A 16,318-nucleotide genomic window follows, 5' to 3' on the forward strand; every position below is an offset into this window, starting at 1 on the left:
GCAGCACAACGCTCTGGGCAGCACTTCAGGCTGGGAATTCCCCAAAAAAATCAGTATGCTGCGCCCCACATTTGCATCGACCCGCCTACGCCGGTCCGATCGCACCGACAAGGCAGATGACTTTCTCGCCAAGTCCCACAGCCGGACGCAAGATCCGGGTGTACGTTTTGAAGGCTGGTACGGTTTACCAAAAATAAACCAAGCCAGTCCCCGAGAAGCCGGCCACAAGCCGGCTTTTTAATGCCCGAAATAATCCTGTCCCATCCGAGAATCCACCTGATAGCTTAGCTATTCCGGGGGTTACAGCTATTTCCCTATCTGATGCTGTTCGATCAAACTCCACCCCATCGACGATGGAGTGGGGGGACGGCTGGGGGAAAGCGGACACCTGGCGAAAAAGAACGATTAAGCTGAATCCGGAACAAATCGAAAATCTGACCGGATTCGTTTGCTACCACGAGTGGCAAAGTCTTGGGCCTCTACCGCGAACGTTGGTGATCCCACTGCCATAGCCAGACCCGTGAGGGCTACTTAAGCTGAAACTGCGGGTCGCCCGTCAGTTTGGACATTAACTCAACGCCTTCGGGCCAGGGTCCATATCCGGTTTGGCCGTTGATATGGCCGGCATTTTCCACCCAGACCAATTCACTGCCCCAAGCCTGGGCGAAGGCCTTGGCTCGGTCATGGGTAACGTACGGGTCGTCCGTACTCGCCACCATGATCGTTGGAAAAGGCAGGCGTTGCGTCGACATCGGCACAAAACCTGTGGTACCAGGCGGATAGCTATCCGCTTCAGTATCACTAGGAGCCACCAGCAATGCGCCACGTACCTTGTGCGCTTTGGGATACTGCTGCGCCCAGCGGGTGATTAGGGTACAAGCCAGGCTGTGGGCCACCAGCACGACTTCCCCGTCAGCTGCAGCTATTTCCTCATTCAGGCGCTCAATCCAATCCTCAGCGACTGGCGTTTCCCAGTCCTGCTGCTCAACCCTGCGCAAGCTTGAAAACTGCCGCTCCCACTGTGACTGCCAATGTGTTTCACCCGAATTGAACAATCCCGGCAAGATCAATACGCTGACTGCCATCTTCTTTTCCCCTTTAAAAGCATTCATACGCCACCAAAGAACCATTGGGCTGCAAAAAACACCAGCACACCGATGAAACTCGACAACAACATGCGCCGAGTCAGGAAGAACAGCATAAAAACAGCCAATGACCCCAGCAGATAAGGATTTTCCAGGCTGGTATCAAGCGTTGTGCCCGTGGGCACCAGCATCGCTGGAACCACCAGCGCCGCCAGCACCGCCGGCGGCACGGCGCCCAGCACGGTCCTGGCCAGCGGCGGCAGCTCTCGTTGCCCCCAGAGCACCAGAGGCAGGTAACGAGGCAGAAAGGTGCAAAGACCCAAGCCGAAAATCAAGATCCAGGTACTCATTTCAAACCTCCTTGGCGCGACGTTTTTCCAGCATTTCACAGAGCACGCCCATCGCCGCGCCCCCCACGGTCGCAACCAACAGGCCCAGGTTGTAAGGTAACCCGACAAAAAGCAGTGCGATAATGCCGGCACAGGTCACGGTGGCCCAGACTTTCCAGTTGACTAGCGTAGAGGCCAACATGGCGACAAAAACGGCAATCATCGGGAAATCCAATCCATGTTGAATCAGGTCGGGCAATGAAGCGCCGATTGCAATACCAATAACGGTCGCCACCATCCAGTTCAGGTACATGGCAAGTGAAGCGCCGCAGTAGAACCACTGCCAACCAAGATAGGCATCCTGCTTTTTCTTGAAGCGCTCAAGCAACACGAAAAAGACCGCGTCGATCATGCCGAACGCCAACACAGCGCGCCAGCGCTGCGACAGGTAGCGGGTGCTTGAACGCAGCACTGTGCTGTAGATCAACAAACGCAGGCTGAGCACCAGGCCGGTCAATAACAATACCGACGCCGCAGCATCCTGTTGCAGTAACTTGATGGCAATAAATTGCACGGTTCCGGAGTTCAACACCATGGCCAGCGCCAGGGTCTTGGCTTCACCCAGGCCGCTGGTCATGCCGAAGGCACCGCCCAGCAGGCCCATGGGGAAAGCCGAGATCAGGAACGGCGTCATGGCCCTCGCCCCGGCAATCAACTCTTCTCGCCGGGTGGGCGCGGGCGAGGCATCAAGGTCGACGGATGAAACCGCAACCGCCACATCCTGCACAAATGACTCTTTGTTGGTCATGTCAATTCCTTATGGATTAGTACGTGGGGTGCATGCCTGGATCGCCCCTTTGATCACGGCAGCGACCGCCTCAGGGCGAGTCCGGCAGAAGTAATGTCCACCGTCCTCGATGATGTGCAAGGAAACCTCCTCGCTGAACAGGCCCCACCGTTGATAGCGATTGGCATATTCGGGTGTCATGGTGTCGTCCCGGGTGACCACCACGGTCAGGGGGGCCGTCAATGTGCGAGCGCTCCACTCCTGCTCCGCGTCTGCCAGGTAGAGATTGGCCACCGTGGCGTCGTGGCGAAACGCACGGATCAAGGTTGCCGACTGCTGCTCACTCATATCCGCCAACTCCTGGTAACCGGTCTCGCCCACCATCCAGTTCATCACCTGATCATGGGAAAGCGCCTGGGTCTGGGCCGTGCGCTGGCGAGTCGTCTCGGCGTTGTCCAGCAGTTTGCCGCCCACGAATACCCGGACAATCTCCCGGCCGTTGTCTTCCAGGATTCTCGCGGTCTCCAGCATCAGCGCCGCCCCCACGCAATGGCCCCAGAACAGCAACGGCACGGTCGGCGAGGTTTGATCGATCGCACGGGCGACGCATTGCGCAGCCTCACGTACATCCAGCAAGGATTCGTCGGCACGGGTAATGTCATGCCCTGGAAGTTCCACGGCAAAGATATCCCGTGCAGTGCCGCCAGACGCCAGGGTCTGGCCCAGGTCCCGGAAGTTGATGGCGTTGCCCCCCGCATAGGGAAAGCACACCACCGATATGGTTGCATCGCCACATGCAGGCGCCAGGCGCTGCAAAAGACTCTGGGTATTGCCCGCCCCTTCATCGATTGCCTGTGCCAGGGGTTTGAGCGTGGAATGACGCATCAGGTTGGGAATGGAAATCAACCCTTCAGACACCAGGGCAACACGGATCGCCGCCAACGATGTGCCCCCCAGCTCAAAGAAGTTGTCCTCGAGCATGATGTTCTCTACCGGCACACCAAGGACCTCTGCCCACACTTGGGCAATGCGTCGCTCCGTCGGTGAGCTTGGGGTCAGTGGCGCAGCTCCCTGTTCATTGGCTTGCGGCTTAATCGCACGCAGGAAGGTCAACGCCTCAGAGGTACGTGCCAGGTTCAACTGCACTGTTTGCTCAGGTGTCGGCAGTGGGGTTGCGTCATGGCGGGCTTGCATGTCACGGGTCATCAACTCGAACGCCTGGCGGTAATAACTGCCCATCTGCTCAATGTATTGCGCGCTGAAGACATGGTCGTGGTAGTGCAGGCTGAGCCGGACGTCATCGGTGGAAAAATGCCGGGAAAATTCGGCCCGCAGGACAAACTCGGTTTCGGAGTTGGCGCGCACGTCCAGCAGGTCAAACTCCGGCAGGCTTTCCAGGTCCTTGAGCAGGTAGAAGTGCGTGTAGTTGAACGCGGTTTCGAACAGCGGTTGCTGAGTCCCCATGTCTTGCTTGATCCGGGCCATCGGGTAACGACGGTGCGGCAACAAGTCCGTTTCCGCGTTGTACACCTGCTGGATCAATTGCGCCCAGGAGCCCTCGGCAATCTTCACCCGCAGCGGCAGGGTGTTGAGGAACAAGCCAATCGCCCGCGTCGCCCCATCCACTTCCGGGCGGCCGCTGTGTTCATAGCCCACCAACACGTCGTCATCGGCCGCCAGCTCGCTCAAGACTTTCAAGTGTGCGGCCATCAGCACGGTTTTGACCGGCACATTCAGGGCGTCGGCCAGGGCGATGATGCGCTCCGACAGCAGGCTGTCGATCTTCACTTCATGGAACACCACCGACAAGCCCGAGGTTGGTACCTCCGGTTGCAAGCGCGGCAGTTGGGTAAACCGCGCGTTCTCCATCAGGTTGCGCCAGAACTGCCGGTCGGCGTCGCTGGCCAGGGACTGCTGTTCCAGGCCCATGTAATTGCGCAGATGGTTATCCACCAGCGGCTTGTCGTAGGCATTACCCTTGAGCAGGCTGTAGTAGATTTCAAAAAGTTGCGTGTGCACCAGCGTAATGCTCCAGCCATCCAGGGCCGAATTGTGCTGACTGAGGACATACCGGTAGAGGTTGTCGCTCAGTACATGCACATGCAGGCGCACCAGACCGGCGTTTTCCCAGACGAAACGGTGGGCCTTTTCATCCTCGAGCCATTGCTGATACCACTGTTCCTGCGCTCGCTCGTCCATGCCACGCAGGTCCGCCATGGTCAGCGGCAACTCCACTTCCCGATTGACCATCTGAATGAACTGGTCAAACCCGGACAAGTGATAGCTGGTGCGGAAAATCGGATTGCGCTGCACCAGAATCTGCACTGCTTGCTCGAATACCGCCAGGTCAATCGCACTTTTGATCGTATAGCTGATGATGTCGTGATACTGCGCCGTGCCGAAACTCAGTTCGTTCTGGAAGATCAGCCCCGCCTGCAGCATGGACAACGGGTAGGCGTCTTCGGCGCTGTCCGGCAGGCGATCGCGATCAGACTGGGTCAGCAGCTCATAAGGCTCAAAGGTATGGCGAGCCTGCTCGCCGACACTGCCTGACGCCAGCCCGTCCACCAGCTTGGCGATCGTCGGGCGGGCAAAGAAGTCCTGGAACGTGAAGTCCAGCCCTTGGGTACGAGCCCGGGCCAGAATGGTCACGAAGTGGATGGAGTCGCCCCCCAGCGCAAAGAAGTTGTGATGGACGCCAATCGGCCGGACGCCCAGCACGTCCTCCCAGATCGTCACCAACAACGCCTCGGAGGCATTACGCGGCGCCACATATTCGGTGTCGTCGGTTTTTGCCAACAGCGGATCCGGCAAGGCCTTGCGATCAAGTTTGCCGCTGGGGGACAAGGCAAAGGTCTCAAGGACAGTCAAGTGCGTCGGCACCATGTAGTCCGGCAGAAATTGTCCGAGAAAACTGCGCAAGTGCGTCAAGTCCAATGTCTGCGGAGCCTCGACGTAGCCGCACAGCGATTGGGTCTCACCGATCTGGCGAACGACTACCACCGCCTCACGAACCTCGGGAAAGGCCCGCAGGCGGGTTTCGATTTCCCCCAGTTCGATGCGCAAGCCACGCAGCTTGACCTGGTTATCGATACGCCCCAGGTACTCTATTTCTCCGGTCGGCAACCAGCGCGCCAGGTCGCCGGTGCGGTAGAGGCGCGACTCACCTTCCATTGGCTGCTCGACAAAGCGTTCGGCAGTCAACGCCTCGCGCTTATGATAACCACGGGCCAGGCCGGCGCCGGCAATGCACAACTCACCCGGTACGCCCACCGGCATGGCCTTGAGGTTGGCATCCAGAATGTGCAGGCGAGTGTTATCGATGGGTTTGCCGATCGGTACCACGTGGCTCAAATCGCGCCCGCAGCAGTTGAAGTACGACACGTCCACCGTGGCTTCAGTCGGCCCGTACAAATTGATCAAGGCCGTTGAGTGAGTGTCGAACAGCAGCGTTTCAAACAGCCGCACCTGATGCACCCCCAACGCTTCACCGCTGGCAAACACCTGGCGCAGGCTCGCCAACCTGGCGCCTGATTGAGTGCTTTGCACATAACCGAGGAACGCGTTCAACATCGAAGGCACGAAGTGCAGGGTTGAGACCCGATGGGCCTCGATTGCGCTGACCATTGCCTCCGGGTCACGTTCCGCGCCCGGCGCCAGCAGACATACCGTCGCGCCCTCGATCATCCACCAGAACAGTTCCCATACCGACACATCGAAGGCAATGGGCGTCTTCTGCAAAATGACATCGCCAGGGCCGATGGGATAAGCACGCTGCATCCAGGCCAGGCGATTGACGACCGAGTGGTGCTCCACCATGACGCCCTTGGGTTGCCCGGTGGAGCCGGAGGTGTAGATGACATAGGCGAGATTGCGTGAGTCGCCCACGGCAGGCAGAGCCTGATCGTCAGCGGCGTAAGCGCTGGCATCGTCAATGTCGATGACCTGCTGGGTGCGCTCCTGGGAGTCACTCAACAAGTGCGTCTGCGCCAGGATCAGACGGGCGCCGCTGTCATTGAGCACATAGTCGATGCGCGACTGCGGGTAGTTCGGATCAATGGGCAAGTACGCCCCGCCGGCCTTGATGACCGCGAGAATCGCCACCAGCATTTCGTTGGAGCGCTGGGCGACCACCGCCACGACCTGATCACGACATACGCCCCTATCGGCCAGGGTACGGGCCAGTTGATTGGAGCGTTTGTCCAGTTCAGCAAACGTCATCTGTCCATTGTCCGTGACCACCGCAATGGCATCGGGTCGCTGGACCACCTGACGGGCGAACAACGCTTCGATTCTCACGTTCTGGTCGTAGGCCTGCTCGGTCGCATTGACGGTGGCAAGGAAATCCACGTCGCGGGGCGTCATCAAGTTCAGATCCGCCAACGGCGCTTCAGGCGCTCGCAGGACCTGGGCCAGCAGTTCCTCCAGGTGCATGGCCAGCCAGCGCAGCGTCGTCGTCTCATACAGGCGCTCATCAAAGCTGATGGCCAATTCGACCTGTTCAGCAGTGACGGTGAAACTGAACAGCGTCGCGATGTCCAGACACTGCGCAAGGCTTGGTTTTTCAGGGTGGGCGATTTCCACGGCCACCTCGAAGAACGGGCTCTGGCCCTCGGTTTCAGGCAGTGAAAACTCTTCGGCAAACAGCTCAAGCGGGTAGTCACTGTGCTCTATCGCACCCAGTACCCGGCTGCGCACCTGATCCAGCAACTGCTTGAAGCTGGTAGCACCATCCAGGCTGGCGTGCAGGGGGAATGCCAGGTTTTGCGAAGCGGCCAGGCTGGCCTCAAAGCTGGCCGGCAGGCCGACCACAATCACCTCGTGACGCGTGTAGACATGCAACAGCGCCATGACCGCTGAAGTCAGCAGTACTTGTTGGCTGGCTTCATTGCCTCGGGCCACCTTGATGACATTGGCCGCGACATCAGCGCGTAACGTGAAGCTCAACGTACCCTGGCGTGGCTCAGCGCTCGCGGACTTGTCCACGGCAAAACCGGTTTTACTCCAGTCCAGCTTGAACAGTTCGCGCCAGTAACTGGCTTGTTTCGGGCGCTGGGCAGCGGCGACCTTGAGTTGGCCAAGGGTTTCAATGGATTGCATGACAAGCTCCAGAATTTCAGAAACAGAAATCGATAGTGGGCAGTTCAACGGCCTGTTCGGCCGGCTCTGTGATCAGCGAATCAAGGGTTTGCGAAGGGTCGGCCAACAACGCATCCAGCAACGCCAGATAGGTATCGCGAAAACTGCCTATCGTCGGTGCAAGAAACAGATCGGTGCTGTACATCCAGGCGGCCGTGAGTTGCTGCGGCTGCTCGCTGATCTGCAAGTTGAGCTCGAAAATCGTGCTCTGCGTCGCCTCGGGTACCCAACGTGGCTGGCCACCAAGAAAATCAATCGACTCAAGGTCAGTGTTTTGCAGGGCAAACAGGCTGTCGAACAGCGGGTTGCGGTTGGGCTCACGGACGATTGGCAACTCTTTCACCAGCCCGTCAAACGGGTAGATCTGATGATCGAAAGCCTGGTTGGCGTGTCCGGCAACGTCCTGGAGGAACTGATCAAAACGTACGTGCCCCGGCAGCTGTAAACGCAGGCACACGGTGTTGACGAACATGCCCTGCAGAGTCTGGCTTTGCGCCAGGTTACGGCCGGAGACCGGCGTCCCGAGGGTAACGTCCCGCGCCATACTGACGCGCGCCAGAAACAGGCCGTAACCGGCCAGCAGTACCTGGAACAGTGTGACGTTTCGCTCCCGCGCCAGTGCGCGCAGCGCGGCGGTGCGCATAGATCCCAGCTCAAAATCAAGCCTGCCGCCGGCGTTGGAACGCTTTGCCGTGCGTGGATGATCACAAGGGATATCCAGCGGCCTGAAGGGCAAACGATAAACCTCGTGCCAATAAGCTCTGGCTTGCGCCAACAGTGGTGCAGCTGCGCCCTGCGAGATCCATTGGGCATAGTCCTTGTAGTGCAGGCCCGGCTGGGCGACCGGCACTGCGTCATAGGCCTGGGCCCATTGTCTGAACAGCATGGCCAGGGAGAAGCCGTCGGTAATGATGTGATGGATATCGAACATCAGCGCGGTACCGCCGCTGTGCCGCACCAATGCCGCACGCCACAATGGAGCATTGCTTAACTGGAACGGGCGGACAAACTCGCAGAGAAATGCCTCGGCCGTCCCGGCATAGTCATGGACGTTCAGTTCGACCGGCACTTGCTCATGGACCCGCTGCCAGGTTGAGGTGCCTTCCTGTAGAAAATCCGTGCGCAAGATTTCGTGGCGTTGCACAACCTCTTGCAAGGCCCCCAACAATTTCTCCGCGTCCAGTGTCTCGGGGAGCTGCACAACCATCGGCAAATGGTAGTGGGTAGCCCGATCGTCCTTCATTTGCTCGATATAGACGCGGTGTTGTTGCGCTGAAACCGCGTAGAGCGGTTGTTTGCCAGCAGCGCTCATCCCTTCGGGAAGCGCCGCCGAAAGACCCTCTGTCGAATCCAGGTAAACCGCGACCTGCGCAATGGTCGGCGTTGCCAGCAACTGTGCCACCGGGCAGCGCAAACCCAGCGCGTGCTCGATACGCCCCGCCAGCAGCGTCGCTGTCAACGAACTGGCCCCCAGTTCGTACAGGCTGGCATGGATACCCACCTGAGCCATTCCCAGCTCCTTGGCCCATAGCCGCGCCAATGACTGTTCGGTCTCATTCGAAGGCGGCGTGGTATCAAGCCCACCGAAGGCAAAATCAGCAGGCTCAGGGAGCGGCAACGCCGAACGGTCGACCTTCCCATTGGTCGCCAGAGGCAAACCCGATAGCCTGACAAAGGCAGCGGGCACCATGTGCCACGCCAGCTTCTGCGCAAGCAAATGCCGCACGCGGTCAAGGGACCCGGCTTCATCCAGGGTCACGTATGCCACCAGGACACGCTCTTGGGTCACTGGTTGCTTGAGCACCAGCACCAGGGCTTCACGAACGTTTTCCAATGCGAGCAGTTGCTGCTCTATCTCGCTGGTTTCCACCCGAAAGCCACGAATTTTCACCTGATGGTCACGTCGACCCAGGAACTCGATACGACCATCCTCCCGCCAGCGCGCCATGTCACCGGTGTGGTAAATCTTGCGCCCACCAATGCCCGCCTCGGGCCGGAACGCAGCCCGTGTCAGGTCCGGCTGATTCAGATACCCCAAGCCCAGGCCGTCTCCTCCGACGCACAGTTCACCTTCAACACCGATCGGTACGGGGTAACCGAAGCGGTTGAGGATAAAGGCGGTCGAATTAGCAATAGGACGCCCGATGGTAATCTGCAGACCGTCGGCCTCCGTAACGGTGCAAGCCGTCGAGATCACCGTATTTTCAGTCGGTCCGTAAGCATTGATCAGGCGTAACGGCGTACAGGCGCGAAGCACCCGTTGAACATGCAGGGGGGAAATGACATCCCCGCCGATCACCAACTGATGCAATGGCTTGAACAACGCCGGATCCTGTTCAGCCAACTGGTTGAACAGCGATGTGGTGATCAGGGCACAGGTGGTTTGATGGAGGGCGAGGAACCGGCCCAGCGCCGTCGCATCAAGCAACACGTCGCGATCAACGATTTGCAGGCAGCCACCGTTAAGCAGCGCGCCCCAGACTTCGAACGTCGCCGCATCGAAACCGATGGCCCCCGCCTGCAGCATGCGGGTGTGCTGATCTAGCTCGACATAGTCAGGGTTGCAGACCAGGCGCATCACGCCCTTATGGGTCACGATCGCCCCCTTGGGCTGGCCTGTCGTGCCGGAGGTGTACATGACATAAGCCGCGGTCCCGGCACGGTCAGGGGCCAATGGCGCGGGATCCGCTGGCAGTTGGGAGGCAAGATCGTCGACCGTCATGACTCGGCCGGCAAAGACCTCACGCCTCTCCGCCTGCCGGGCGCCATCCACCAACAAATGGCCCGCGCCGCTGTCGCGCAACAGGTAGTTGATACGGTCCTCAGGATAGTCTGGATCAATCGGCAGATACACGCCGCCGGCCTTCAGAATCGCCAAGGTCGCGACTACCATGGCGGGCGCACGCGACATCAGTAGCGCCACGATCTGGCCCGCGACAACGCCTTCGGCCCGCAAGCGAGCGGCGAGCCCGTTGGCCTGCTGCTCCAGTTGTTGATAGGTCAAGCCGTGAGTGCGGTACATGACCGCACACCGGTCGGGAAACTGCCAGGCAATTACTGAAAACCGCTGTTCAATGGTCTGGCCTGCCGGGTAGCTACGCCGGGTCTGGTTGAACCCATCGAGCACCTGCGCGACCTGCTCGGCCGGCAAGGCGCCCATCTCACTCATGAACCGATCGGGCGCTTGCGCCAGCTGTCGATAGACATGCGCCAATTGATCGGCATAACGCCCGAAAGCCGGTTCATCCAGGGTCAGGTCACTGCGCAGTTGCAGTTGCCCGCCACCCCAGACCACCTTGATTTCCTGCCAGGTGCGCAGTGCGTCGATGGCATCTGGCACGCTGGCCCTGATGGAGGCGACGTACAGCGCAGTCCCGGGCACTTGACCCAGGCGCCGTTCAATCTGATCAGCAAAGACCGAGAAGGAATGGGATAGCTCGATATCAAGGTTCAGGGCCAACGATGGCGCGCCCGGCGCCACTATTTCAAGCTCGATAAAGGGCTGTTGTGCATAGACCTGAATCAGCCACGACCATCCCGCCAGGACCAACGCCGGGCTGAGGGTGATTGAAGCAAGATCAGTCAGGTCCAGCGTTCGCTCGCGAACGAGGATGTCATCAAGTGATGAGTGGGCATTCATCATCACAGACCCGCACTCGACTGTTCAGCCTCAGAGGCCTGCAGAAAACCCACCAGGTTGCGAACCGTCTGCTGAATGTAGATCTCGCGCATGGGAATCGAAGGTAAATGCTGCTCACGCAACATGGCATCGATGCGCACGGCATAGAGTGAGTTGCCACCCAGCTCAAAGAAGTTGTCATCCAGGCCCACCGGCACGCCAAGCACGGCTTCCCAGATCGCGACCAGGCCCTGGGTCACGTCGTCGCCGGCAGCCACGGTTTTTTCCCCGGGCAGGGATGCCTGCACTTGCAAAGTCGGTGCCGGCAAGGCACGCACGTCAAGCTTGCCATTGGCCGTCAGTGGCAAGACGTCGAGCACGGTGAAGGTGGAAGGCAGCATGTAATCCGGCAAAAACTTGCCAGCATGCTGACGAACGTCCTGGACACTGCCGCCATTGAGCACGAGATAAGCATCCAGTCGCGCCGATGCCGCATCCCCCGTCTTACCTTGATTGAGCACAACCGCTGCGGCGACCACGGCATTGACCTGCAACAGCACCGAGCGAATTTCATCCAGCTCGATACGAAAGCCTCGCAGTTTGACCTGGCTGTCCAGACGGCCAAGGTGTTCCAGCCGGCCATCGGGGCGCAGGCGACCCTTGTCGCCGCTGCGATAGAGCCGGCCGGTGTCCTGGGGGCCGCTGATAAAGCGCTCCGCCGTCAGCTGCGGTTGATTAAGGTATTCAAGGGCTACCCCGGCACCTGCGACACAGATCTCGCCGCTGACCCCTGGCGGCAGCAATTGACCCGCCTCGTCCATGATGTAGACGTGCCAGCCATCCACCGGCCGACCGACCGAACGCGTGGCCTTGAGGGCCTCTCGACGAGTAATGGTCTGTGCCGTCACATGCACGGTGGTTTCGGTGATGCCGAACATGTTGACCATTCGACAAGCGGATTCAGGGTGACGGTCGAACCAGCGCACCAGCATCCCGGCGTCCAGGGGCTCACCGCCAAACACTACCAGGCGCAATGCCAAGGGCTCGCCGCTGTGCTCGTCGGCCTCGATCAACTGTGAAAAAGCCGAGGGTGTCTGGTTCAACACGCTGACCCGTTCACGCACCAGCAGTTCGTGAAACTCCCGGGCCGACCTGGACACCCAATACGGAACCACCACCAAATGCCCGCCGGTCAACAAGCAGCCCCACATTTCCCAGACCGAGAAATCAAACGCACTGGAGTGGAACAGCGTCCAGGTATCGGACGCGGACAATTTGAAGTCCTCCTGTGTGCCAGCCAGCAGGCTCAGCAGGTTGCAATGGCGAACCACCACGCCTTTAGGCTTGCCGGTGGAGCCTGAGGTGTAAATGACATAGGCAGGTGCTTGCGAGTCCGTGATAATCGCCGGCGCAACCGACGGATAAGCAACGCAGCGCTCGATAATGGTCTGGGGGGACAGTAACCGGACCGGGCTCGGGAACTGCGCAAGGGTGGCGACGACCAGGCCGATGCGGGCATTTTCGACGGTATAGGCCAGCCGTTCGGCAGGATACGCCGGGTCAAGCGGCACATAAGTGGCCCCGGCCTTGAGCACCGCCAGCAGCATGACCACCAGTTCCAGGGAACGCTCCAGACAGACGCCCACCAGATCCCCTTGTGCAACGCCTTCGGCGCGCAATACGTGGGCCCACTGGCTACTTTGCTCGTCCAGTGCCTGATAGCTCAGCTTCTGGCCCTCGAACGACAGCGCCAGGGCATGGGGATGAGAGCGGGCTTGCTCGGCAAACAGTTGATCAATCCGCTGGGCCGGATCCGCGCTCTGAACCGTACGACCCAGTGCCCCCAGGTGCAGGGCATGACTATCACTGAGCAGGTGCAGGCTTTTCACGCTGTTGTGCGGGTTCAGGAGCAATTGCTGATGAACGAAGATCAGTGACTGGGCAAAATGCCGGATCACCTCGCCATCAAACGATCGGCAATGGTAGGAGCATTCGAGATAGGCCTGGCCTTCAGCGTCGCTGCCACGCAGAAACAGCAGCGAGTACAGGCGGCTCAACGACGACTGATAGTCACGGAACGGGACCAGGTCCGCCTGGGGATCCGGGACAATCATGGCCGCTACAAAGGATTTGAGCGTGCCCGAGGGCGCATCCTCCAGACGCGACAGACGAGCGTTAACATCTTCCAGCAAAGCAGCGCACAGGCTCTGTGACTCAGGCGCTATCGGCACATGCACCAGTCGCTCGTAGACGCCCATGGCATAAGGCGGGCGCTGGCTATCCATAACCAGGGTCGCGACCTCACAAGGTTCCATTTCACTGTACTTACCCAGGGTCACCGCCAAAGCCGCCAGCCAACTGGCTGTGCTGCCCTTGTCGCTCTGCGCCAATGCCAGCCGGAAGCGTTTGAGCCGCGGCGCCTGATCAGGCTCCGCAAGCGCCCATTCCGGAGCAGGAAAACGCTCATCCTCCAGGCTCTCTTCACCGGGCAGGCAGGTGCCCTCCTCAGCATCGCCGACCAACTGAAGAGGCAGGTCGCTGCCGCTCAGCAATGCATCCCCCAGCAGCAGCAACGAGCGCAAATCCAGTTGGCTGCGACGCCCGACGAGGATCAAGTCGCACACATCGTCTTCGTACTCAAGCAACACCGCCCGTAATGCAGCTGGGCTCGATGGCGAAAGTGGCTTGCGCAATTGCGCTGAATAGCGGCGTACCGCCACGGCATCCCGGGACTGACCGGCAACGGTTTCATGCCAGAGGATGGAGGGCACAGGCGCACCGGCGGTATCGCCACCGGGCAAATAGCGAGCGACCACTCGTGAGTAATGTTGTTGAAGCTGTGTAGTGCAAGAAACGCCACTTATCCTGTAGCGCACGGCATGGCAATAAGCACCATCGCGGCTCCTTGAGCCAACAACGGCGGAACGCTGAGAAACACGAGGCTCAGTCGATACAGCTGTGCTAAGTAGATTGTCCATTTTGAACCTGGCCTTATTGCTCCTGGGTATACACAACCACGAGCCCTGGAAAATTATGAAAGACGGGCCGCCTTCAACGGGCAGTAAAGCCGCCATCGACCGTGATGACGCTGCCTGTCACCTGGCGTGCATCATCGGACGCCAGCCATATCGCAGTGGTGGCAATGCTCTCTGGCTCAATCAAGGCATTCATCGGTTGAGCCTGGACGAAGATTTCCTCGTGCTCGCCGGTGGGAACTTCAAGTGAACGGGCGATCTCCGACAACATCCGGCCTTCGACCTTGGGGTCATCTCGCACCGAGCCTGGGCAGAGGGCATTGACCCGAACCTTGAAGGAGGCGAAGTCCAGTGCCGCCGCCTTGGTCAACCCGACAATGCCGTGCTTGGCACTGACGTAGCCGGCGAAATTGCGGTAACCCACCAACCCGGCGGTCGAAGCGATGTTGATGATGCTTCCGCTGCGCTGGGCCAACATGCAGTGCCCTACCGCCTTGATCATTCGCCAGGCCCCCGTCAGGTCGACATCAATCATCAGTTGCCATTGCTCTTCAGAGATTTCATGGATCATCTTTCCCGAAGGCGCGGCAATACCGGCGTTGTTGACCAACACATCGATCCGGCCAAAACGCTCCAGGGCCGTGGCAATCACCGCATCGATTTGCGCACCGTGCCGAACATCGACCTGGGCAGTCAGCACCGAGACACCCTGCTCCCGACAAAGCTGCGCGGTGTAGTCCAACTGGCTGAGGGTGCCCAGCGCATAGGGGACACCCTCGATGTCCGAGGCAACATCCAGCAGCACCAGGTCAGCGCCCTGCTCGGCAAAATGGACCGCGCAGGAACGTCCCAACCCACGAGCCGCACCGGTAATCACCGCCGTCTTATCAACCAGCCGCATGAGCAGCCTCCGGCTCGACGCACGACAGCACCGTGTCGATAGCCTGCAATACGGCGGCAGGGTTTTCACTCAGGTACATATGCCCGCCGTCCACTTCCAGAGAAGTGAAGGTGGCAGTGGTGGCGCGGGACCACTCTGCTGCTTGCTCACGGGTGACCAGGTCATCCTGAACACCACGAATCGACAGCACCGGCACGTGCAACGGCTGATCCGACTCAGGCAGGTAGCCTTCATGCAACTCGACGTCGGCACGCAGGGAAGGCAGCAGCATGGCGCGCATATCGGGGTTACTCAGCGCCGGATGGTTATAACCAGCGAACGATGCCACTTGCGCCAGGAACATTTCATCGTTCAGGCCTGTCGCCCGAGCCTCACGGGGAGACATGGGGCCGGGCGAGCCGCTGACCACCAGTTGCACCACCTTCAGTGAAGGAACGGAACAAAGCTTGCGTGCCATCTCAAACGCGAGAACGGCACCCATGCTATGTCCGAAAATGGCCACTTCGGTGCGTCCCGCAAGGAGTTCCAGAACTTGCGCCAGGCTTCCCTCAATCGCGTTCTTGACCGAGCGATAGGCCGGTTCGATGAAACGCCGCTCCCGGCCCGGCAAAGTCACCGGAAGAATTTCAAAGCGATCACCCGCCAAGGCTTTCCATGGCTGGAAGACAGAGGGACCGGCGCCGGCAAACGGAAAACACAACAATGGAACTTTAGACATTCTTCACCTGGACAGAGGTTAATCGAAAGAATTAAAAACGCAGATTAAAGTGCAATCTCAACTACTGCCTTGCAACACCAATCAATAAAACGCCTTCAAGAAAACAGAAACACCACCCACCCAGACGCAATGCAAAATGAACTTGCCATTTTCAACAAGTATTTATGCTGGATGCATGCAGGCACCCATTCCAAGTGGAGGAGTTACTAAAAACATTGAAACCACGAAACTGTCCGAGTGGACAGCTACAACTAAAGCACTCAAATTTAATCGACGTTTCGCGAATGCTAGAGGTACATCCTCACTGACTTCGTGGCCATTGGGAGTGTTACCTTTTCAAAGGCCAGGACGACGGATTGGACGCGATGCATGACCGGATGCTGCCGCGCAGCGAATAGCGTTCCAGAGGCCGGCGGCTCACCGGGATGGAGCGAGCCAGCCGATATCAACTCCCTGACAGACATCATATTTCTCCTAACGCCCCTTCAATCGCCGGCCGAAAGGCACGCCAAGCGCGGCCAATAAAAACCGACAAACATGTGTAGTCGCCGCACCCAAAAAAATCAACCGGCCCGAACGATAAAGAAAACTCCACCTATGCGTTTAGTGAATTTCACTACATGCGCACACAATTTTTAATCTGTCTTTAGAAAAACCAAAGCTATAGCATCTGGCCATCGAACAACTCCATAGAAAGGCGCTACTTATGTTATGGACAACTAAGCTTTCAGACGACGCGGCAAACTTTTTGTTAAGTGCGGATGC

Annotated in this window: 8 protein-coding genes; all 8 read right to left on the reverse strand. The window is 59.1% G+C overall.

The window, feature by feature from the left end; translation table 11 throughout:
• Window positions 1-527 precede the first annotated feature (527 nt).
• Window positions 528-1,112, reverse strand: a complete 585-nt coding sequence (locus ACIPIN_RS14330) for an RBBP9/YdeN family alpha/beta hydrolase (RefSeq protein ID WP_401119684.1) — start codon at window positions 1,110-1,112, stop codon at window positions 528-530.
• Window positions 1,109-1,435 (reverse strand): AzlD domain-containing protein, encoded by a 327-nt coding sequence (locus tag ACIPIN_RS14335; RefSeq protein WP_401119686.1) that lies wholly within the window; start codon window positions 1,433-1,435, stop codon window positions 1,109-1,111. The genes ACIPIN_RS14330 and ACIPIN_RS14335 overlap by 4 nt, the downstream gene beginning before the upstream one ends.
• 1 nt (window position 1,436) lies before the next feature.
• Window positions 1,437-2,222, reverse strand: a complete 786-nt coding sequence (locus ACIPIN_RS14340; RefSeq protein WP_401119688.1) for an AzlC family ABC transporter permease — start codon at window positions 2,220-2,222, stop codon at window positions 1,437-1,439.
• A gap of 9 nt (window positions 2,223-2,231) precedes the next feature.
• Window positions 2,232-7,301 carry an amino acid adenylation domain-containing protein gene (locus ACIPIN_RS14345; protein ID WP_401119690.1) on the reverse strand — a complete coding sequence of 1,690 codons (5,070 nt, stop codon included), beginning with the start codon at window positions 7,299-7,301 and terminating at the stop codon, window positions 2,232-2,234.
• 16 nt (window positions 7,302-7,317) lie between these two features.
• Window positions 7,318-10,980, reverse strand: coding sequence for an amino acid adenylation domain-containing protein (locus ACIPIN_RS14350; protein ID WP_401119692.1), 3,663 nt, complete (start codon window positions 10,978-10,980; stop codon window positions 7,318-7,320).
• Window positions 10,981-10,982: 2 nt separating this feature from the next.
• Window positions 10,983-13,730, reverse strand: coding sequence for an amino acid adenylation domain-containing protein (locus ACIPIN_RS14355; protein ID WP_401119693.1), 2,748 nt, complete (start codon window positions 13,728-13,730; stop codon window positions 10,983-10,985).
• A gap of 280 nt (window positions 13,731-14,010) precedes the next feature.
• A complete protein-coding gene (locus ACIPIN_RS14360; protein ID WP_401119694.1) occupies window positions 14,011-14,835 on the reverse strand; it encodes an SDR family oxidoreductase in 825 nt (274 codons plus the stop codon).
• A complete protein-coding gene (locus tag ACIPIN_RS14365; RefSeq protein ID WP_401119695.1) occupies window positions 14,822-15,553 on the reverse strand; it encodes a thioesterase II family protein in 732 nt (243 codons plus the stop codon). Before ACIPIN_RS14365 ends, ACIPIN_RS14360 begins: the two co-directional genes overlap by 14 nt.
• Window positions 15,554-16,318 lie beyond the last annotated feature (765 nt).

Origin of the sequence: Pseudomonas sp. NPDC087697, assembly GCF_044743155.1 — a bacterium.
Lineage (GTDB): Bacteria > Pseudomonadota > Gammaproteobacteria > Pseudomonadales > Pseudomonadaceae > Aquipseudomonas.

Coding starts and splice junctions, on each gene's coding strand:
- ACIPIN_RS14330 (WP_401119684.1), bottom strand. CDS start 1,112: ATGAATGCTTTTAAAGGGGAAAAGAAGATGGCAGTCAGCGTATTGATC.
- ACIPIN_RS14335 (WP_401119686.1), bottom strand. CDS start 1,435: ATGAGTACCTGGATCTTGATTTTCGGCTTGGGTCTTTGCACCTTTCTG.
- ACIPIN_RS14340 (WP_401119688.1), bottom strand. CDS start 2,222: ATGACCAACAAAGAGTCATTTGTGCAGGATGTGGCGGTTGCGGTTTCA.
- ACIPIN_RS14345 (WP_401119690.1), bottom strand. CDS start 7,301: ATGCAATCCATTGAAACCCTTGGCCAACTCAAGGTCGCCGCTGCCCAG.
- ACIPIN_RS14350 (WP_401119692.1), bottom strand. CDS start 10,980: ATGAATGCCCACTCATCACTTGATGACATCCTCGTTCGCGAGCGAACG.
- ACIPIN_RS14360 (WP_401119694.1), bottom strand. CDS start 14,835: ATGCGGCTGGTTGATAAGACGGCGGTGATTACCGGTGCGGCTCGTGGG.
- ACIPIN_RS14365 (WP_401119695.1), bottom strand. CDS start 15,553: ATGTCTAAAGTTCCATTGTTGTGTTTTCCGTTTGCCGGCGCCGGTCCC.